Below are 19,745 nucleotides of genomic sequence, written 5' to 3' on the forward strand. Positions count from 1 at the left end.
TATGCAGCTATATGTTTGCAACTTTTAAGTTATTCTGTAGTTTTTCAGTACCATCGGTAGTATCTACATTACTAAGTTTTGCGTCTGGCGTATCTTTAGATAAGTCGTTTTTCTTCTCTTTATCAAGCTTAACTCCCTGATAGATACAGAATGCAACAAAAGAAGCGACCGCTATTGCGGCAACAGCACTGACTATGATACAAGTTGCCATTATTTTTTCTTGATCTGCTACTGCTTCTGTAAGTGTTTTCACTTTTTCTTCTAAACCTGTGAAGTTTTCTTGCAAGCCTGTAAGCTTTTCTTGCAAACCATCGAATTTATCGTTCAAACCGTCGAATTTACCTAATAGCTCTTTAAAATTTCCCGTGAATTCACCCGACAGTTTGATTACTTCTTGTTCCAAACCTGCGAAGTTCCCTGATACCTTCTCTAGTTCTCCCACTCTTTTTTGCAATTCTTCTATTGCTAACTTATCAAGACCCTTAAAATTATACATAATACGTTCCCACAAAGACATTTTTAACCTCCTAGCTAATTAATATATTATAATTTTACATTCCAAATGTTTAAATTATTATTAAATTATAGCTCTTTTTACAATAATCCGAACAGACCGTAATATGCTACTGGCCTGCTATAGCCATAAACACATATCTTATCGCATTCGGACTATTATAAGAAAGGCTATAACTGTCATTATGTATTGACCTTTTAATAATTTTGTTTGACTTGCTTTTTGAAAGTGCAGAAACTTAAATTAAGGTATTACAAGATTGTTATTCAACCAATATCTCTCTTTTCCCTGAGTAATTTGGAGCGCTGACAATACCTTCCTTTTCCATTCTTTCAACGATGTTTGCTGCTCTGTTATAGCCTATTCTAAGCTGCCTTTGAATGTAACTGGTTGAAACTTTTTGATCTCTTTGAATGATGGCCACTGCTTGGTTATAGAGGTCATTTTCTTCATCCTCCGTTTCATCGTGTGACTCTGTAGAAGAATTTTCATCTTCTTTAGTGATTTCCTCCATGTAGTTTGGCTCACCTTGCATTTTCAGATGATCAACTATATCTTGCACCTCATTATCACTTACAAATGGGCCGTGAACTCGAATGATCTTACCACCAGAGGCCATATAGAGCATGTCACCCATGCCGAGCAATTGTTCAGCCCCTTGTTCGCCAAGTATTGTACGGCTATCTATCTTAGAAGTAACAGCAAAACTGATTCTCGTTGGAAAGTTCGCCTTTATCACACCTGTGATCACATCCACAGATGGGCGTTGTGTTGCCATTATGATGTGTATTCCTGCAGCACGAGCCATCTGAGCTAAGCGTTGAATAGAGCACTCTATTTCTTTGCCGGCAACAAGCATCAAATCTGCCATTTCATCCACGATCACTACAATATATGGAAATGTTTCCATCTTGATTGGTATTTTTTCAAACAGAGGTTTGCCTGTTGTTGAGTTAAAGCCAATCTGCACAACGCGCTCCAATTCTATTCCACTATTCATCGCTTCTGTGATTTTTTGATTATAGTTTATAACATTGCGTACATTCAAATACGACATCATGCGATAGCGGTTTTCCATTTCTTTCACGATCCACTTAAGAGCGACTACAGCCTTTTTTGGCTCTGTTACTACTGGCGTTATTAGATGTGGTATTGCATCATATATTGAAAGCTCAAGCATTTTGGGGTCGATCATTATCATCTTGCATTCGTCAGGACTTAATCGATAAACGAGTGAAAGAATCATAGTGTTAATCGCAACTGATTTACCAGACCCTGTGGTTCCAGCAACGAGCAAGTGAGGCATTTTAGTTAGATCTGCAATAACTGGTTTTCCACTTATTTCTTTGCCAAGCGCAATTGGAAGATTTAAGTTTGCATTTTGGTATTCTGGTGATTCAAGCAAATCACGCAGCATTACAATTTCCCGTTCCTTGTTCGGCAACTCTATTCCCATAGCATTTTGCCCACGAATTATTGAAATACGTGCAGAGAGTGCACTCATCGAACGTGCAATGTCATCTGCAAGGCCAATTACTCTTGCAGATTTCGTACCAGCTTGTGGTTCAAGTTTGTATAAAGTCACAACCGGCCCATAGCATACACTGATAATTTTTCCTTGCACGCCAAAATCACTCAGGACTTGTTCCAGCAGAGATAAATTTTTATTGCTCTCCATTTCATTCAGCTGTTTTCTCTGCAAAGACTCCTCTGCTTTGGAAAGTAAATGAATGCTTGGAAATTCGAACTCACTGAAAATTTCTTTGGTGGCTTTTTTCTGTCTTTCTTTTGGTTGTTGTTTAGTAGTGATTTTAGTTTTATGTTTTTCTTCTACTACTAATGGTGCAATTGAATACTCAGTAGTTTTATGTGATCTGAAGAATGGAACATTTACAAATAAGCAAGCTATTTTTTTACATAAGAAGAATAGAGAGTAAATTGCTCTCTTCCAACCAACAGATCCTACAAGACCTATTAATGTTACTATCACAAATACATAAAACGGGCAGTTATTAACGAGTGCATTCCCTATTATTCCACTGTGTCTGTACCTTGCTGTGATGCCTAGCGAAAGTTGTGGTAATATAGCACATACCCCTAAATTGATTAATATTAAATAGAGAATTTTCAGCAGTATTTTTGCTGACCTGAAGATCAACAAGTAAACTATGGTTGTAGCTATTGTAACACTAGTTAATCCAAGAAATTGAACCAATATATCAGCTAAATATGAACCTACTATTCCACCTAAATTTGTCACTTCCTCATTTGTAGCCGTGTTTAAGGAAGGATCTTTATAGTTATAGCTAAAAACTGATATATATATATATATTAAAAGGGATAGATATATTGCTGATTTTAGATATTTTTTTAACATCTACCTAAAGTAGTAAGCTACTGTATATTTTACAAAGTGAATTGTTATTAGCAATATCATTATAGATAAATCTAATCCGTTGAACGGTGGTATATATCTTCTAATAATCTTTAGTGGTGGATATGTCAATTGGTTCAAGATGTGCATTATGCTACTGACAGTTTCATTATATATGTTCACCATATTAAGTTTAACCAGCCAGTTTAGGACAACCCAACATATTAGAATGAAGCTATAAAGATCAAGTAACGTATTGAGTAGATATATGATTGGATGCATACATATCTATTACACGAAAGTTATATAAAAGACAAGTATTTAGCCTTTTCAAACTCAAAATGTTGTTTTTGCTGAACCAAAAAAAACTTCATTTTTTGAGCTGCGCAAAGCCACCTAAAGTAGAGAATGGACAAGGAAGGAGGGGTGTATAATATATATTAATGTTGATATTTATTTCTTATAAATATCATCTCTATGTCCTATCTCTGTGATAGTTACTATATGATCTAATTGATTTACTCTGTAAATTACACGATAGTCACTAACTCTTAGCCTTCTACATCCTTTTAAGTTATGATGTAGTGGTTCACCAAAATTTATTGGGTCAACTGTAAGACGTTCTTTTATAGCCTTTTGAACTCTTAGCCTTATTATCTTTGGAAGGTTTGGTAAATCTTTTTCAACAACACTCTTTAGAGACTTAACCTTGTAACGCTCTAATCCCACTTAATATCTTCAAAATCAACTGTTTCTGCACCTTCAACATCACGCTCATCAGAAATTTTAGATACTAAAAAATCCTCCATTTCAAGCTCAACTGCTTCTCTAAATAGTTTTCCTGCTAATTCTTGAACGGGCTGTTTAGTAAATTCAGATAATTCAGCAAGATGCTTTAAAGTTTCTTCGCTAAGAGCTATGTTAATGCCTGAATTTGCCATATGTTTTACCGAACTCTACTACTGTAACAAGTATACAACATTTTTTTTAATTTTTCAATAAAGAAAGTTGATGATACGTAAGAAAAATTTTGCCACCTGCGTTAATAAATAATTAAAAATTTAGCATATTTATCTACCCTCTATTCTATTACTTAAGTTAGACCGCTTTTTTCTATTAATATTTTTTGTTTATAAAGATGAGCAGTTACTCATCACGCAGTTGATCTATGGATATAATACTACCGTTTGATAGTTTTTCAGTACATTTTTCACTTTTGTATTCTTTATCAGAGTCGATACTGATTTTGTCAAATATTAAAACATCTCCTGAAATTTTATCACGAAACTCACTAATAGCAAAAAACGGTATAGTAATTCGCTCTTGTTTTCCTTGAAAACTCAAACTGACGCTAAATTTATCCTCAGAAACTTTTAAATCATAGAATTGATGCTGTAATATAATAAGCATTTGAGTAGGGTATGACTTTTTCAAACGATCTGGCATGGTCACACCATTAAAATATGTGAAAAATAATATTTCTAAGTGAGGGATAAAACCATTACCTGATATAACATCTAAAGTCTTTTTGATAACTTGAAACTTAGCAGAATTAAGCAGTTTTTTGTAATCTGTTTGCTCCATATAACTTTCACATACGTAAATTTTGGGGAACTTCTGTTACCCGGCGTTCCCTAAACCGTGCTTTAGTAATAAACCGGTTGTGCTAAATTAAGCAGCAACACGATATTCTTCAGCAGCAAAATTATCGTTTGCATTTAAATTATGAACTCTTAGCGGTGGTGTCTAACCGAGCAAAGCTACCATCTTTACTATGCATGTCGATCCTTAATCGCCCCCGTATAATTAAAAAACATGGTGGAGGCGCCGAGTACTGCCCTCGGGTCCAATACACCTATTACAAGGTAATTTTATTGCTATAGTACACAAAATGTACATAGCTATTATATAGCAACATTAAATAAATGTCAAGATATTATGACCTTAAGTTGATTTATTGCTAAAACAAAATTAATATTTCCAGTAAAAAATTCTGTGCTCTTAACCTGACACATATGGCTTTTTGAATACTCCCAATGAAAATATTTATAAATAAATATTTACTCTTCTTTTTTATTGTTTTTAGGTTTTTCTTGATCAACCATTTCTCCACCGATCTCTTTTATTTTTAGTATCAACGACTCTGGTACATACATGTCAATTACTTCTTCTGCTGTCACAAATAAAGCCTGATAAGAGTGTGAATTTATTATCCAATTAGGCAATATGTCTTCTGCTTCTATTTTATACTCTCCCTCTTTTTTGTCATATACTGTGTAGCAATATAAGTGCACAGCAAAAAATAATACATAAGAGAGCAATATTCCTTTAAGCACTCCGAGAAAGATTCCAGTAACTCTATCGATAAACCCCAACCTTATGGGTGATAATATGTACATTAGCCAGTTATTTATTATCATGAATATAAGATTAAGTATAATAAATACAGAGATTGTAGAAAGTATGTTTAGTGTAACTTTAGAATCAAAATATTTACTATAATTTGGAGCGAAAAAATCATAGTGATTAGCTGTCAGAAAGACCGATAAAAATAGAAACATTAGTGCGCATAGCTCTTTTATAAAGCCTCTAGTTACCGAGATTATTACGCATAGAACAACAATGAAGATAATTAGGCTATCGAAAAGCATGTTTTATATCTATATGGTTTTCAAGATATAATAGTTGTAAATAACAAGGTTGTAAAATTAATTGTATTTATGCTGCATCAATTGATCTAAATACCTAGCGATCATGTCAATTTCTAAATTCAAATAATCATTTACTTTGTTGTACTGAAAAGTTGTATTTTCCCATGTATAGGGAGTGATATTTACTGTAAATTCCTGATTAATAACTGAATTCACTGTGAGGGAAACCCCATCTAGTGTAACGGAGCTTTTTTTTGCAACAAATTTAATTAATTCTTGTGGGCACGATAGTTTGATTTCATGAGAATCTAAATTTTGATTAATTGTTAAAAATTTTACTATCCCATCAACATGACCCTGAACCAGGTGGCCATCGATCTTATCGCTTAATCTCATTGCTTGTTCGAGATTTATTTTTTTTCCTATTCTCCACGTATTTAAGTTAGCAACCTTCATAGTTTCTTGAGATGCTTGGACTGTAAATGTATCGCTCATTATATCAACAACAGTTAAACACACACCAGAGCAAGCTATTGAATCTCCTTTATTTATAGAGGATAAATTTTGTGTCTTGATATGGAAAATTTGATCAGAGTTGGAGTGAGTGGTAGTATCAGTTATAGTCCCGATATCCGTGATAATTCCTTTAAACATATGGTGAAAATAAATAATTTTACCATGAAAAATTTTTTACAACAACTTATTTCTATTTTGTTATAGTTAAAGTAATTCTGGTTTACCGACAATTTAAAAAACGACAAATTCGTCATCCCGCTACGTGTTAGCGGGATCTAGAGATACCGTGACGGTATGACGTAGGAAAACTGAGCCTTCACTAGCTATAGGCGCGAGAAAGGGGATCGTTTTCACTTACTTGTTCAATAGATTCTATAGAATATTCAGAATATATGAAATAAGCCAAACTCAGAACACATAATGCAGTTAATATTGGTAACCCTATGTTCAATGCTAGCCCAATACTTTCTCTTTTTTCTGGTGGCACTAATCCTTTTAACATTGACACTTTTCCTAACGGAAAATGCCATAAGCAAAGTGTTGATGCAGATGCTACTATTATAAATAGACAAAAATAAGCCTTTTTTGAGGAAAATACAGTTTTTAATGATGATTTGAGTGTAATGTTAGTAGGTGGTAGAGTTTTAGCTTCATTTGTTGCTGGTGAAAGATCTTTAATTGGTAAGGGTTTGTAGATTTATGAGGAGTATTTTCATGTTGTGGAGAAGGTTGTTGTATATAAACACCTGAAACTAATTTAAGCAATTGCTCTTTTTTTCTATATACTTGTTTTTGTAAATATTCTTTACCTAAAAGTGAGTTACTAAGAGGTTGTGGCCTTTCGAGTATCTGTAATACTTCTGATATCTCGCCTGGCTCTAATATTGCATGTAATTGTTTATCTTGAAAGTAAACAATATTGAATACTGAGCTGAAAATATTGCAAAATGTTTCTGGATCTTGATTTTTGTATCCACTCATCACTTCAATAAATATTTTATCGAGTTTTTTCCCCCTGTGCTCAATTTGGTTATCTATCATAGCTACTCTAGCATCATTTTGTGCTTGTTTTATGGCTAATGGTTTTTCTTTCTCTGATAGTTCTTTGGTCTGCTTTTTTGACTTCTTTTTTCTGTTAGCCTTAAAATACTCTGTGTGCGAAGTAGTTTGACCTACATTCTGTTCTGCTTCTTGAGGTATTGGATTTTCTATACTACCCCCTGTCATCCGAGTAGCTTGACTACTTGGATCCATGTTTCTTTTTTCCTGGTCAAACGCTGGAATAACACCAAATGGTATATTGTTGCTCTGTATAGAAAATTTTGGCAATTGTTGGGAAAAGAATTGTGACGTATTAAAAAAATTGGGTAGACAGAAAAAAGATCTAAACCAGAAAACGTTTTCATGCATTGCAGCAACTACTATCGAAACACGTGTAACTTGTTTTCCATTATTTGTTACATCTAAGCCAAATGAGCCTGTAACTGGTACGATTTGTTTATTTTGTGCATTTTTTTGGTTAGTTTCACTCTGTTCTTTTTTGTCTTCATTTTCAGTTTTTTCTGCATGTTGTAGCTTTTCATTTAGAAATAACTCGATTTGGTACAAGTTGTCCAGGTTAATGTTTTCAACGTCTGTTTGTAGCGTTATCGTTGTGCCCTGCAGAAGGATTTGAGGCGGAGCACTATTTACGAATTCTTCTACAGTTTTATAACTGTTAGTTTTACAGTAGTTATTATATAGTTCACTGCTTTCTTTGGGCACTTTTATGTTGGCTGTAAAATTTTTTTCCCGGGAAAGGCAGATTTTGAAAAAATTAATTAAAGAGTTTATTCGAAATAATCTTATATTAAAGGTGTCTTTATCTGTTGCTGTTAGCTCAAATGAAAATTCTTGTATATTACTTTCAATACTTCTCGAGCGAATAGTACTGATCTTAATTGTTTCGCTAGAAAATGCTTTACTTATGTTTCTGGATTTTTCCTTAAAGAGCTTAGGTAAATCCTCTATTTTATACTTATTCTTAGTTTCAGTATTACTGTTGTGCATAGTTGATACAGCAAATTCATCAACGCAAAGGTAAATAAAAAAGATTAATCAGTCAATAAATTAATAATCAGAATAGGGCAATTTTTCGGATTGTTGATGATATTTAAAATTTCACTATAATGAAAGTTTAAGCCAGCGTTTTTAAGATGAATAAAGAGTTATTAGATGACATACTTTCACTTGAAGATAAAGCAGTTTCCGAAATTGAGAATGCTTCTTCTTTACAAGATTTAGAAAAAGTTAGGCTATCATATTTGGGAAAAAAGGGTGTAATTAAAGCTTATTTTGACAACTTAAAAGAGATAGAAGACGCAGGAAAAAAGCGCAATTTAGGCGAAGTTATCAACGTTTTACGTAATAAGCTAGATCAGCTTATAATGAATAAGGAGAATATACTAAAAGCCGAAGAAGTTAACTTTAAATTGCAGAACGAGGCAGTTGATATCACGTTGCCTGCGAGGCCAGAAAAAATTGGCAAGGTCCATCCACTCAGTAAGGTTCTAAATGAAGTAAAGCTTATTTTTGCACATATGGGTTTTAAGGCAGTTGATGGCCCTGACATTGAAGATGAATTTCATGTATTTGATGCACTGAATACTCCAAGTCATCATCCTGCACGAGAGGAGCAAGATACCTTCTACTTAAAGAATAAAATAGATGATAAAAGAATGGTACTGCGCACTCACACCTCATCTGTACAGATTAGAACCATGGAAAAAACAAAAAAATTCCCAATTAAAATAGTAGCCGCAGGTAGAGTATACAGAAACGACTTTGATGCAACTCACACCCCTATGTTCCATCAAATAGAGGGGTTATATGTCGATGAGAATGTCAATATGGGCCAGTTAAAATTTACTATTCATCACTTCCTTAATAAGTTCTTTGGCGATAAAGGGCTGAAGATACGTTTTCGTAATAGTTTTTTCCCTTTTACCGAGCCTTCTGCGGAAGTGGACATAAGTTATAAAGGTAGTAAATGGATAGAAGTACTGGGATGCGGTATGACGCATCCAAATGTATTTCAAAATGTTGGAATAGACCATACTAAATACAACGGTTTTGCGTTTGGCATTGGTATAGAAAGGCTTGCAATGCTAAAATATCAAATTAGCGACTTGAGGAGCTTTTATGACAACAAAATCAGCTGGCTTGATCATTACGGTTTTCATTTTTCATCTTTAAGATAAGTGATAAGTAAAACTCATACGTTCGTTATACTTGCTGCAGGGCATGGCAGGCGGATGAATTCAGATTTGCCTAAGGTCCTACACAAAATAGGCAGTTTTTCCATGCTCCAGCATGTCATTTACAATGCAAAACAGTTAAATCCTGAAAATATTGCTGTTGTAGTTGATCAGCCTTTAATTGAAAGACTAAAGTGTTTTAAGGATATACAGTTAATTACACAAGAATTAACACTTGGCACGGGAGATGCGGTCAAAACTGCGATGAGAAACCTAAGAGAATTGCCAGATTCAAGCATAGTTGTTGTGCAGTATGGGGATACTCCGCTCATAAAAAGCAGCACAATAACTAAAATGATTAGTTATTTAGAAGGCAAGGCTCTAGTTTGCCTAGGTTTTAGGGCAAGCAATAAAGAATATGGTAGGTTAATCATTGAGAATGGTTCCTTAAGAGAAATCGTAGAAGCAAAGAGTGATAAAAATAATCATGAAGAGTTTCTTGCCAATGCTGGAATAATGGTTGCATATGCAAAGAATTTACGTGAATTGGTGGAGAAAATAGAGTGCAATAGCTCAACTCATGAATATTATTTGACCGATATAGTTTCCATTGCAGTGAAGAGTAATTTAAATGTCGGTTACGTTATTACCGGTGGAGAAGAAGCAACGGGAATAAATAACAGAAATGACCTTATAAAAGCTGAGTTTTACTTTCAAGAAAATAAAAGAAAAATTTTTACCGACTCCGGAGTAACGCTTGTTGCACCAGAGACTGTTTTCTTTTCTCTTGATACGCAAATTGCCAGAGATTCAGTTATTTACCCATATGTTTTTTTCGGTACTGGAGTGAAAATAGAGTCTGGTGCGAAAATACTGCCATTTTCGCATTTAGAAAACTGCTTAATTAAAAGTAATGCTGAGGTCGGTCCATTTACCAGAATACGCGGAAACACAACAATTGGTAATAAGGCAAAAATAGGAAATTTTGTGGAAGTGAAAACAAGTGAAGTTGGTCAAAACACTAGAATAAAACACTTAAGTTATATAGGAAATGCTAAAGTAGGGCAGGAGAGTAATATAGGAGCAGGCACTATTGTTTGTAATTATGATGGGAAAAATAAACATGAAACGAATATAGGGAGCAATTGCTTTGTTGGCGCCAATAGCTCACTAATTGCGCCGCTTAATATTCATGATGAATCTGTAATTGCAGCAGGTAGTGTTATAGTTGAGGATGTACCAGAAAAAAGCCTTGCAATAGCAAGAGAAAAGCAAGTAACTAAGAGAATAAAGTAGTCTAATTTAATTATGTTGTTGTGTCATTTTTAATATTAGACTTCTTGCATAACCATATAACAAACTTTTATTGGGAATAGAAACAAAAAAACTTCCTTGACAAACTCCGCCAGCCCCCTTATCATAACAGTGAAGCTATTGTATTTGCTTTCGCCAATCTGCAGATTAAAAGGTAAGGATTACTTAATGTATCGGCGTCTTATGTTTAATTTTTTGCAGTATATAGATACTGTATATCTTTACAAAACTTCATCTACATCTAGATTTTTATCTAAATAAGCTGAACGCGCTTATAAAGCGTTACAAGACATCAAAAAATGCCAATACTCGACAGAGATAGTAAAAGACTAGCTAACTCGGGGGTCCTTTGTCTTTTTTTCTGCTTAGTAAATTTCTTAAACATTTGCAGCGTAGGTTAGTTGCAATTAAAAGCAGCTAAATTGCAGTGTTTAAGACTTAAAAAACGCCAATACTGAAAATAGACAATGACTAGGGTTTCTTTTGCCTTTTTTTTCATTTGGTAAATTCCTTAATGTTTATGGCTAAACGACAATCGTCATCCCGCTGCTTGTTAGCGGGATCTATTGCTGAGATACCGCGAATGAATCGCGGTATGACGGTTCGCGGCGGTATGACGTAGGACTGCTGTCATCCCAGTACGTGACACTGGAATCCCAAAAAAGGATGATGTCATCCTAGTGCTCCTTTTTTTGTCATCCGAGTAGCTGACACTTGGATGACATCGTCATAAAGGAACCAGTGTCAAGCTACTCGGATGACAGGAGAAGGGGCTACTTGCATGACGGTGTCGGTAAACTTAGAGCTATAATAACTATTTGCCTTTTTTCTGCTTAGGTTATGCAAGAAGTCTACTGTCTGAGAAAAGGTAGATAAAAGATGAAAACAGATAGAAGTATTTTAGTAGCTCAAAAAGAACGTTAAGTCATGCTTTTTATTTATATTGACAGCGTATATGACATCGTTTACGATTAAAGTTAATAACAATAATTTATATTTATCATGTTTGCAGTAATTGAGACTGGTGGAAAGCAATATTTAGTAAAAGAAGGTAGTATAATAAAGGTAGAGAAGTTAGAAGCTGAAGAAAAAAAAGAGGTGGAAATCAATAAGGTGATTTGTATTTCAAATAATGGCTTATCTTATTCATCTAATGCTACTGTTAAAGCTGAAGTGTTGGAGCAGTGCAGGGGGGAAAAAATTATAATCTTTAAGAAGAAAAGAAGAAAAAATTACCGTAGGAAAACTGGTCATAGGCAGTATATAACTGTTCTTCGTATAAATGAAATTAGTCTTCAAAAGTAAGAGGTAAGATATGGCAACTAAAAAATCAGGTGGTAGTTCCTGTAATGGTAGAGATTCAGCGGGTCGTAGGTTAGGAATAAAGAAGAATGGGAAGGTTATTCCTGGTAACATAATTGTGCGCCAAAGAGGCACAAAATTCCATCCTGGGAAGAATGTTGGTATAGGTAAAGATCATACGATTTTTGCTAAAATAGAAGGCTGGGTCAGCTTTAGAAGATCAGCAAATAAAAAGACTTTTATTGATATCGTGCCTACAGATAATATGAAAGCTTCAGCTTGAATAAATCATGGGTCTGTAGCTCAGGTGGTTAGAGCGCACGCCTGATAAGCGTGAGGTCGGAGGTTCAACTCTTCCCAGACCCACCATTTAGTAGTTACTAACTGTGTTTTCTATAGCGGTTTTGATATTGTATAAGCAAAAACATGAGTTTATATAAAAATTTAGTAACCAGTGAATCAGTGGCGGCTGGTCATCCAGATAAAGTAGCAGATCAAATTTCAGATGCAATACTTGATGAGTACCTTTTTACTGATCCTTTTGCGCGAGCTGCAATAGAGACTTTAGTCACCAAAGATAACGTTATTATAGCTGGGGAAGTGTTTGGGCCTAACATCAAAAATAGCAGGATTGAAAGTATTGTACGGAATACAATAAAAGATATTGGTTACAAGCACGATGGGTTCCACTGGAGAAAAGTGAAAGTAAATATATTGCTGCATGAGCAATCAAATGACATTGCAATAGGGTTGGATCAAGGTGCTGGAGATCAGGGCATAATGTATGGCTATGCAACAACAGAGACAGAAAACCTTATGCCGGCACCCATTTTTTATGCACACTCGATTCTGAAAAATATCATGAGCGCAGTTAAAGAAGCAAAACTTGGTCCAGATGCAAAGTCACAAATCACTTTGGCATATGAGAATAACCTCCCGGTACGTGCTGAAAGTATTATTGTCTCAATACAGCACCCTGAGGATTTGGATCAATCAAAAGTAAAAGAAATAATTTACCCTTACATAGTTTCATCTTTACCTGAAGGATGGATGTGTCCTGAGGAAAATCTCTTAGTCAATCCAACTGGTAGATTTGTTATTGGTGGACCGGTTAGTGATTGTGGATTAACCGGACGAAAAATTATGGTTGATACTTATGGAGGTTATATTCCACACGGTGGAGGAGCGTTTTCCGGAAAAGATGCAACCAAAGTTGATAGATCTGCGGCTTATATGGCAAGATATCTTGCTAAAAATATTGTCTTTGCAGGTTTGGCTGAACGTTGTCTTGTGCAGCTTTCTTATGCAATTGGTGTATCAAAACCTACTTCATTCTATATTGATACATTTGGTGCGAATAAGGTAGAGGAAAGAGTAATTAAAAAGTTTATCGAGAATAATATAGATTTATCAACAAAAGGCATAATCAAGCATTTATCGCTTAATCATCCTATATATAAACGTACAGCCTGTTATGGACATTTTGGTAAAGAGTCAGAAAGTGACGGTGGATTTTCTTGGGAAAGCATAAACTTGTCTGCTGATCTTCGTAGAGAATTCAATATAGAAGGTAATAGTAAAATTTCTTTAGATTGCTAAAATTTTTGATTTACAGCCCCATATTTATATACTAGCTTATTGTTAAAGCATAGCACGCTTTTTCATAATAATTATACCACATTAGTAATAATTTTTATATTCAATTTTTATTGTGAGGCTTATAAAGTGTATAACGAAATAGAAGGAGAACTGTACAACGTAATTGTAAGAGGTTGTCCGGAAACTAGTAAATTCAAGCATATTCCCTCTTTAACATAACCCTACTCATAGCTAGGTATATGAAATTCTCAGTGGATGTTGTGAGTAAATCATACTCCTTCGATAGCCTTCTATTCCTATTAACCCAAGCAAAAGTCCTTTCTACAACCCATCTTCTTGGCTGTACTTTAAACCCTTGTTCTCTTGTTGGTAGTAGCTCAGGTGGAGTATCTTTGTGCACCCAAAATCTACATGGAGGCCTTTTAACAATTTCAATATCTATGTCATATTCTTCCTTTATGTGATTCTTTAAATTTCTTCCTTGGTATCCCATTTCAGCCCACATTTTTTTAACTTTAGTATATTTTGTTCTCATATTGTTTAATGCTATTTTAATACCATCTCTATCATTTTCGTTAGCAGCGCCTACGTAACAACCTAGTATAAAACCCTGAGTGTCTGTAATTATATGCCTTTTTCTACCCTTTACTTTTTTACTTCCATCATAGCCTTTGATCCCCCCTTTTCTGTAGTCTTTACAGATTGACTATCTACTATACAGGCACTCGGCTGCTCATTCATTCCTATTTTTCTTCTACTATATTTTGTAATTTCATAATTCATTTTCTCAAAAATTCCCTGCTTCTTCCATTGCCTGAACTGCTCATACACAGTCTTCCATAGCGGAAAATCATTTGGTAAATACCGCCATTGACACCCTGTACGCAATACATAGAAAATTGCTTCTAATATTTCTTTTTTGCTATACTTTGGCGGCCTTCCTCCTTTCTTGTATGATACTCTGAAGTGTTTTTCTATTCTTGCCCATTCCCTTTCGCTTAGATCTGTTGGATACTTTTTTCTCATTGTATGGTCCCAGAGTGTGATGGTGTGGATTTAGTATAAATAATTCTGGAGACTGTGTCCACTGATAACATATAAATTCATAAGGAGTAAGACCCTTAAGAGTTTTGAGTCTCTTTGCATAATTATAAGCCATAACAAAGTTATAAAGGTGTTCTTTAAGTTGCTGGTGCGATTGATAGTAATACTTCTTAACTGTAGCATCCTTTAAAGTTTTATTCATACGCTCGACTTGCCCATTCGTCCAAGGATGGCTAACTTTTGTCAAACGATGTTCAATAACATTCTCTTCGCAAACTCTATCAAATATATGTTGGAAAGCATACTTATGACGCTTCTGGTTTGTAAATTGTATACCGTTATCTGTCAAAATAGTATGGATTTTATACGGTAAAATTCTAATCAAATTACGTAAGAACTCAGCAGCTATGGGTTTTGTAGCACTGTTACACAACTCAACATAGGTAAATTTGGATGTCCTATCAATAGCAACAAACAAATGTAATTTGCCCTCCTCAGTTCTAACTTCAGCAATATCAATATGAAAGTAACCGATAGGATATTGTTTGAATTTCTTTTTTGACTTAACTTCTCCATCAACAGTTGGTAATCTGCTAATGTTGTGTCTTTGTAAACAACGATGCAAGCTAGAGCGAGTCAAATGCGGAATTGTAGACTGCAGAGCGTAAAGGCAATCATCTAGTGGCAGTAGTGTATACTTGCGAAATGTAACTATTATAGCTTCCTCTTCTAGCGTTAAAACAGTTGATCTTGGATGCTTTCGACCCATATCAGCATCTTTCGTAAATGAACGTTTTCTCCACTTAATAATAGTTTTTGGATTAAGGTTATAATGCTTGGAGAGTTTTGCTATGCTCTCTTTTCTATTTTGTATTGCTCTACGAATCGTCTGTGTTGTTTTGGCGCACCCATGTAATATCTGTCCCATAATGACTCCTTAAATGATGATGATAGTATACCATCACTCTCTGGGACCATACATCTAATACAGAGAAAAACACATTAACAAGAATAAAAAGTGAAAAAGCCTCACAACAACCCACCCCCGGATATACGGCGATAGGCTACATTATAATTTAATCACCTGTCAATAGACTTCTTGCATAGTTTTTGGCAACAACCGTTAGAAACGAAAAAACTTCCTTGACAAACTCCGCCAGCCCCCTTATCATGAAACTGAAGGTATTCAGTTATCTTCATCTGTGCAGATTAAACAGCAAGAAAACAACGTAGTTGGCGTCTTATTTTTAATTTTTTGCACTATGTGTACCCTATGTCTTCACAATATTTCTAGGTTTTTACCTACACAAGCTGAAACGCGCTTATAAGTCGTTTAAGACAGTATAGTACGCCAATTTGCAGGATTAGGGAGTGACAACTAGCTAACACGGGGTTTCTTTTGCCTTTTTTTCTGCTTAGTAAATTTCTTAAACATTTAAACTAAGGTGAGTTGCATTTAAAAGCAGCTAAATTGCAGTGTTTAAGACTTAAAAAACGCCAATGTTCTAAAATAGATATTAGCTGGGGCTTCTTTTGCCTTTTTTTCGTTTGGTAAATTTCTTAATGTTTATAGCTAACATGAAGCTAAGTACGAACTTTGTTAAATACAACAAATGGTGTCATCCCAGTGCTCCTTTTTTTGTCATCCGAGTAGCTGACACTGGGATCTATTTTGCATGTAACTCCAATTGTGTTTTGGCATAAAACGCGACGCGTATTAGACTTATTTGCAAGCAAAGCTTGCTAGATCCAAGTAGTCAGGGCACTGGGATAACATCATAGGGACACTGGGATGACACCCTGACAATCGTCATCCCGCTACTTGTTAGCGGATGAGATACCGCGGCGGTATGACGGTTCGTGGCGGTATAATGAAGCTTGAAAGCGGATCACCTTTCACGACCCGTGTTTACTTCATTCACTTTAGGAGTATTAACAGGCGTTATTGCCGGGTTTTCAAGCTTTGTTGCCTGCTTCAAACCCTCGCTTACACTTTTGTCCTTTAAAATTTCATCAAGCTGCTTACTCTTTTGTTGCTCTTCGTTATTTGACGTATCTCTTTGAGCATCTTCTTTCATGCCACGAGCATTCTCTACATCCTTTTCACCTTCACCTAAAAATTTTTCTAATATTTTCTTAACAAAGCGCTTCAGAAGACTCAAAAACCCTTCTTCTTTTTGATTTTCTTGTGGTTGAGGCGTGTTATCTTTTTTGTCCGGCTCAGTGTTGAGCTTCTCTTTTACAGAACTCTTGCTTACTGAGGGATTAACGGTTTGTGAATCGTGCTCTGATGCTGTTTGCACAGAAGCTTCAGTAGTCTTTTTTTGTGTATTATGTTCAAGGTCTTTAACTGCTGTTGTAGTTTTTCTCGGAGTGTCTTGGAGTTTTTTGTCACTTTTTGGCTCTGCAACTTTTTCACTTGTGAAGATGCCCTTCCCTTTATATTGTTGGTCAAGCTCAGCAATTCTTTCAAAATCTTGACGTACTTTTTCATCTGCACGTCCTTTTTGACTTTCAAATTTCTGACTCAATTCTGCAACGTTTTTCATTTTGTTCTCAAGCTCCTTACTTTTCACAGCTTTTAGAGCCTCTGTTCCTTTTGCGATATAATTAACCTTCTTTTCTAATGAGGTACCTTCTGGAAAAGCACCTGGAGAACGTTCAAAAACATCTTTAAACTTTTTTTCAACACTTTCTTTAGATGTCTGGGCCATACCTGTTACCTATTAAAACATATCATATAATCAGTATATTAGCTAATTATATAAAAAACAGTTAACATAACTTGTGGTAAAAAGTGTTTATCAAGGGCGTCCTATTTATATCTTTTTCATTAAAATGCTATTTACTTATTAAGTTAAAATGTATAATTATATAAGAGATGAAAGATAGCTCATTAGCAGTAGTATTCGATTGGGATAATACCTTAGTTGACACTCAAGATAATATTTTTAATGCTATTAAGCATACCATAAACTCAATGGGGTATAGTAATAAAGCTGCTGATAGAAATTCCCATGAGTCGAGAAAGAGCTATATGGTCAATTTATTTGGCGATCAGTGGAAAAAAGCGAATCAGATATATCAACAATATTTAGATGATGCACTATTGCAAAACATTGCTTTGAATCAAGGAGTAGAGAAAATGTTGCAGACACTGAAAAGCCACAATATTTATCTAGCAATAGTAAGTAATAAGAAAAATACTAATTTACGTAAAGAAGTTGCCTATTTTAAACTAGATTCCTACTTTGAAAGAGTGGTTGGGTCATGCGATACTGCAGAAGATAAACCATCTGCAACCCCACTGCTATTTGCACTAGAAGAGAGTACGTTGCCTATAAATAGAGAAAATGTGTTTTTCGTTGGTGATAGCATCACAGATGTTCTGTGTGCACAAAATGCCAATTGTTTACCTATTATATACGGTCAATCAATAAGCGGTTATGAAGATTTGTTATGTTTTCAACATTTTGATAAACTTACAGATTTTATAATAAAGTATTTAGAAGATAGGTAATGACCACTGTTACAGAGATTGCCAGTATAATAAGACGCTTTTGCGCATATTTGATAGATAGAGCAATTTTATTAATTCCAAACTTATTAATCAGACTATTGTTAAAGAATTTTCCGTTAATTTCATCTATGTGTATAGATTGCAGTTACTTCACATATTTTATATCTTCAAAAGCCCAAGCAACTCCTGGTCAGCAATTAATGAACATACATACCATAAGCTTGGACGGTTCTAAAATAGATTTGAGTTTAGCATTTGATAGAAGCATTTCTCAGTTTTTTCTTTCTCTATTATATAACATAATAGTTATCCTCATCGAGCTTTTCCAAGAACAGGACGTGTTAATAAACGCTTTCGATATATTAATAGTGCTACTCACTATATTAACGGTGCTGCTCACTCTTTGCTGGTATCTAGTTGCTTGCTTCTCTAAGAAAAAACAGACATACCACGACATGCTATTTAATACGGTTGTTATCAAAGGAAATATTAAATGAGTTGCTATAACTATCGTTATCATATAAATTATGCTGATGAATTGAACTAAGGGAAGATTATGAATGAAGAGATAGTAAAACATTTGAACAAATTATTGACCAATGAGCTAACTTCTGTACGCCAGTATCTTTTGCATTTTGCGATTCTCAAAAACAATGGAATTAATAGATTTGCAGAAAAGGTAAAAAATGAGCTTAACGAAGAACTTGAACATGCAAACAAGTTGGCAGAAAGAATTTTGTTATTCAAAGGAGTTCCAAATTTTCAGGATACAAACGAAATATCAAAGCATGATGGAAAGTTTACAAAAGACACAATACGGAAAATCTTAGAAGCTAATTTGAAATTAGAGGGAAAAGGTATTAAGGATATCAAAGAAACGATTTCTATCGCTGAGAAAGAAAAAGATTTTGTTAGTGTAATGTTATTAGAAGAGATGTTAAAAAATGAAGAAGAGCACTTCCATTGGATTGAAAAACAGATTGACCTTATTGAACTAATGGGTGTTGAAAACTATTTAAGAACACAAATATAGAGTGTTAAAAAAAATAGTATTTATTTTAATTGTACCTTGCTTGCTCCTTTTTTTATTAGGATTATGGCAAGTATTCAGATTGAACTGGAAGAATAATATTATCAAAAATATGAGTCTTCCTGTTGTTCATCTGTTGCCCAATAACGACCTTGAAAAATTTAACTATAGGCATGTCAAGATTGATGGGATTCTAAGTGACATAGAACTATATGTTTTTGCAGGGCAACACGGCTATCACGTGCTGTCTCCTATGTTGCTCACCACTGGACGTTACATGTTGGTGAATAAAGGAATAGTCGGAGAAAAAAAGGAGAAAAAAGTAAAAATTGAAAAAGTAGTTGCAGATGGAATTTTATATTGCGATAGCAATAAAAGTAAAAATTGGTTTATCAAGAACGATACTGCTTCGAATACATGGTTTACCCTGAGTACAGAAGAAATTTCCAATGAGTTAGGTATTAAGCTAGAGAAGTGTGTATTGTGGCCGAACAATTTTGTCAGCAAAGTAGCTATACAGCCAATGAAGCATTTGGAATATGCAATCACTTGGTTTGCACTTTCCTTAATTTGGTTGATTATGTGCGTAATTTACTATAGGCAAAACCTCAATAAAGCTTGAAGCTTTCTGTACATAAAATTAGA

General features: G+C 34.6%; 20 protein-coding genes, 1 tRNA gene, 1 other RNA gene and 1 pseudogene. 10 read left to right on the top strand and 13 right to left on the bottom strand.

The features are described from left to right. Window positions 1-7: 7 nt before the first annotated feature. The 10 genes and pseudogenes from ABWU67_RS05325 to ABWU67_RS05370 all read right to left on the bottom strand — a co-directional run bounded on the left by ABWU67_RS05325 (window position 8) and on the right by ABWU67_RS05370 (window position 8,104). Complete coding sequence (locus ABWU67_RS05325) at window positions 8-517, bottom strand: hypothetical protein (RefSeq protein WP_209472690.1); 510 nt, start codon at window positions 515-517, stop codon at window positions 8-10. Window positions 518-776: 259 nt separating this feature from the next. Then, window positions 777-2,891, bottom strand: coding sequence for an FtsK/SpoIIIE family DNA translocase (locus tag ABWU67_RS05330; RefSeq protein ID WP_264329772.1), 2,115 nt, complete (start codon window positions 2,889-2,891; stop codon window positions 777-779). Then, window positions 2,892-3,170 carry a YggT family protein gene (locus ABWU67_RS05335; RefSeq protein ID WP_006279515.1) on the bottom strand — a complete coding sequence of 93 codons (279 nt, stop codon included), beginning with the start codon at window positions 3,168-3,170 and terminating at the stop codon, window positions 2,892-2,894. Between the two features lie 171 nt (window positions 3,171-3,341). After that, a complete protein-coding gene (locus ABWU67_RS05340; protein ID WP_209472686.1) occupies window positions 3,342-3,617 on the bottom strand; it encodes a type II toxin-antitoxin system RelE family toxin in 276 nt (91 codons plus the stop codon). After that, window positions 3,608-3,829, bottom strand: coding sequence for a hypothetical protein (locus ABWU67_RS05345; RefSeq protein WP_006279415.1), 222 nt, complete (start codon window positions 3,827-3,829; stop codon window positions 3,608-3,610). The genes ABWU67_RS05340 and ABWU67_RS05345 overlap by 10 nt, the downstream gene beginning before the upstream one ends. 205 nt (window positions 3,830-4,034) lie before the next feature. Beyond that, the gene (locus ABWU67_RS05350; protein ID WP_006279412.1) at window positions 4,035-4,472 is read right to left on the bottom strand and encodes a ClpXP protease specificity-enhancing factor SspB; all 438 of its coding nucleotides are present in this window, start codon (window positions 4,470-4,472) and stop codon (window positions 4,035-4,037) included. Window positions 4,473-4,493: 21 nt separating this feature from the next. Then, window positions 4,494-4,824, bottom strand: a transfer-messenger RNA (tmRNA) gene (gene ssrA, locus ABWU67_RS05355). Between the two features lie 124 nt (window positions 4,825-4,948). Next, window positions 4,949-5,539, bottom strand: a complete 591-nt coding sequence (locus tag ABWU67_RS05360) for a CvpA family protein (RefSeq protein WP_010962383.1) — start codon at window positions 5,537-5,539, stop codon at window positions 4,949-4,951. A 57-nt stretch (window positions 5,540-5,596) separates the two neighbouring features. Continuing rightward, complete coding sequence (locus ABWU67_RS05365; protein WP_010082169.1) at window positions 5,597-6,193, bottom strand: riboflavin synthase; 597 nt, start codon at window positions 6,191-6,193, stop codon at window positions 5,597-5,599. A gap of 181 nt (window positions 6,194-6,374) precedes the next feature. Continuing rightward, a pseudogene (locus ABWU67_RS05370) lies at window positions 6,375-8,104 on the bottom strand (hypothetical protein). A 146-nt stretch (window positions 8,105-8,250) separates the two neighbouring features. Here ABWU67_RS05370 and pheS point away from each other — a divergent pair. The 6 genes from pheS (at window position 8,251) to metK (ending at window position 13,506) form a co-directional block, all read left to right on the top strand. Next, entirely contained in the window at window positions 8,251-9,294 is a 1,044-nt protein-coding gene (pheS, locus tag ABWU67_RS05375) for a phenylalanine--tRNA ligase subunit alpha (protein ID WP_209472684.1), read from the top strand. After that, window positions 9,295-10,587, top strand: a complete 1,293-nt coding sequence (gene glmU / locus ABWU67_RS05380) for a bifunctional UDP-N-acetylglucosamine diphosphorylase/glucosamine-1-phosphate N-acetyltransferase GlmU (protein WP_264705776.1) — start codon at window positions 9,295-9,297, stop codon at window positions 10,585-10,587. Between the two features lie 1,020 nt (window positions 10,588-11,607). Continuing rightward, complete coding sequence (gene rplU, locus ABWU67_RS05385) at window positions 11,608-11,910, top strand: 50S ribosomal protein L21 (protein WP_006279565.1); 303 nt, start codon at window positions 11,608-11,610, stop codon at window positions 11,908-11,910. Between the two features lie 10 nt (window positions 11,911-11,920). Beyond that, complete coding sequence (gene rpmA / locus ABWU67_RS05390) at window positions 11,921-12,190, top strand: 50S ribosomal protein L27 (protein WP_006279564.1); 270 nt, start codon at window positions 11,921-11,923, stop codon at window positions 12,188-12,190. A 9-nt stretch (window positions 12,191-12,199) separates the two neighbouring features. Beyond that, window positions 12,200-12,276, top strand: a tRNA-Ile gene (locus tag ABWU67_RS05395). A 57-nt stretch (window positions 12,277-12,333) separates the two neighbouring features. After that, window positions 12,334-13,506, top strand: coding sequence for a methionine adenosyltransferase (gene metK / locus ABWU67_RS05400; RefSeq protein ID WP_182282475.1), 1,173 nt, complete (start codon window positions 12,334-12,336; stop codon window positions 13,504-13,506). A gap of 193 nt (window positions 13,507-13,699) precedes the next feature. Here metK and ABWU67_RS05405 read toward each other — a convergent pair. From ABWU67_RS05405 to ABWU67_RS05415, 3 genes are all read right to left on the bottom strand, one after another. Continuing rightward, window positions 13,700-14,532 (bottom strand): IS5-like element ISWpi1 family transposase gene (locus ABWU67_RS05405; RefSeq protein ID WP_353281801.1). Its coding sequence is split into 2 segments (ribosomal slippage): window positions 13,700-14,163 and window positions 14,163-14,532, totalling 834 coding nucleotides; the frame shifts between segments, so codons are not numbered across the junction. Further along, window positions 14,429-15,478 (bottom strand): IS481 family transposase, encoded by a 1,050-nt coding sequence (locus tag ABWU67_RS05410; protein ID WP_410541763.1) that lies wholly within the window; start codon window positions 15,476-15,478, stop codon window positions 14,429-14,431. Before ABWU67_RS05410 ends, ABWU67_RS05405 begins: the two co-directional genes overlap by 104 nt. Before the next feature lie 961 nt (window positions 15,479-16,439). After that, complete coding sequence (locus tag ABWU67_RS05415; protein WP_022626161.1) at window positions 16,440-17,264, bottom strand: hypothetical protein; 825 nt, start codon at window positions 17,262-17,264, stop codon at window positions 16,440-16,442. Between the two features lie 167 nt (window positions 17,265-17,431). Between ABWU67_RS05415 and ABWU67_RS05420 the strand changes: the two genes are divergently transcribed. Genes ABWU67_RS05420 through ABWU67_RS05435 form a run of 4 tightly spaced genes read left to right on the top strand, consistent with a single transcriptional unit; the run spans window position 17,432 to window position 19,722 of the window. Beyond that, entirely contained in the window at window positions 17,432-18,070 is a 639-nt protein-coding gene (locus ABWU67_RS05420) for an HAD family hydrolase (RefSeq protein WP_010081930.1), read from the top strand. After that, window positions 18,070-18,567: an RDD family protein gene (locus tag ABWU67_RS05425; RefSeq protein ID WP_010081931.1), complete on the top strand. Its 498-nt coding sequence runs from the start codon at window positions 18,070-18,072 to the stop codon at window positions 18,565-18,567. Before ABWU67_RS05420 ends, ABWU67_RS05425 begins: the two co-directional genes overlap by 1 nt. A 59-nt stretch (window positions 18,568-18,626) precedes the next feature. Continuing rightward, on the top strand, window positions 18,627-19,103 hold the full coding sequence (bfr, locus tag ABWU67_RS05430) for a bacterioferritin (RefSeq protein ID WP_010081932.1): 477 nt from the start codon (window positions 18,627-18,629) through the stop codon (window positions 19,101-19,103). Between the two features lies 1 nt (window position 19,104). Continuing rightward, a complete protein-coding gene (locus ABWU67_RS05435) occupies window positions 19,105-19,722 on the top strand; it encodes an SURF1 family protein (protein ID WP_353281864.1) in 618 nt (205 codons plus the stop codon). Window positions 19,723-19,745 lie beyond the last annotated feature (23 nt).

The organism is Wolbachia endosymbiont (group A) of Aleiodes leptofemur (assembly GCF_964028465.1).
GTDB lineage: Bacteria > Pseudomonadota > Alphaproteobacteria > Rickettsiales > Anaplasmataceae > Wolbachia > Wolbachia pipientis.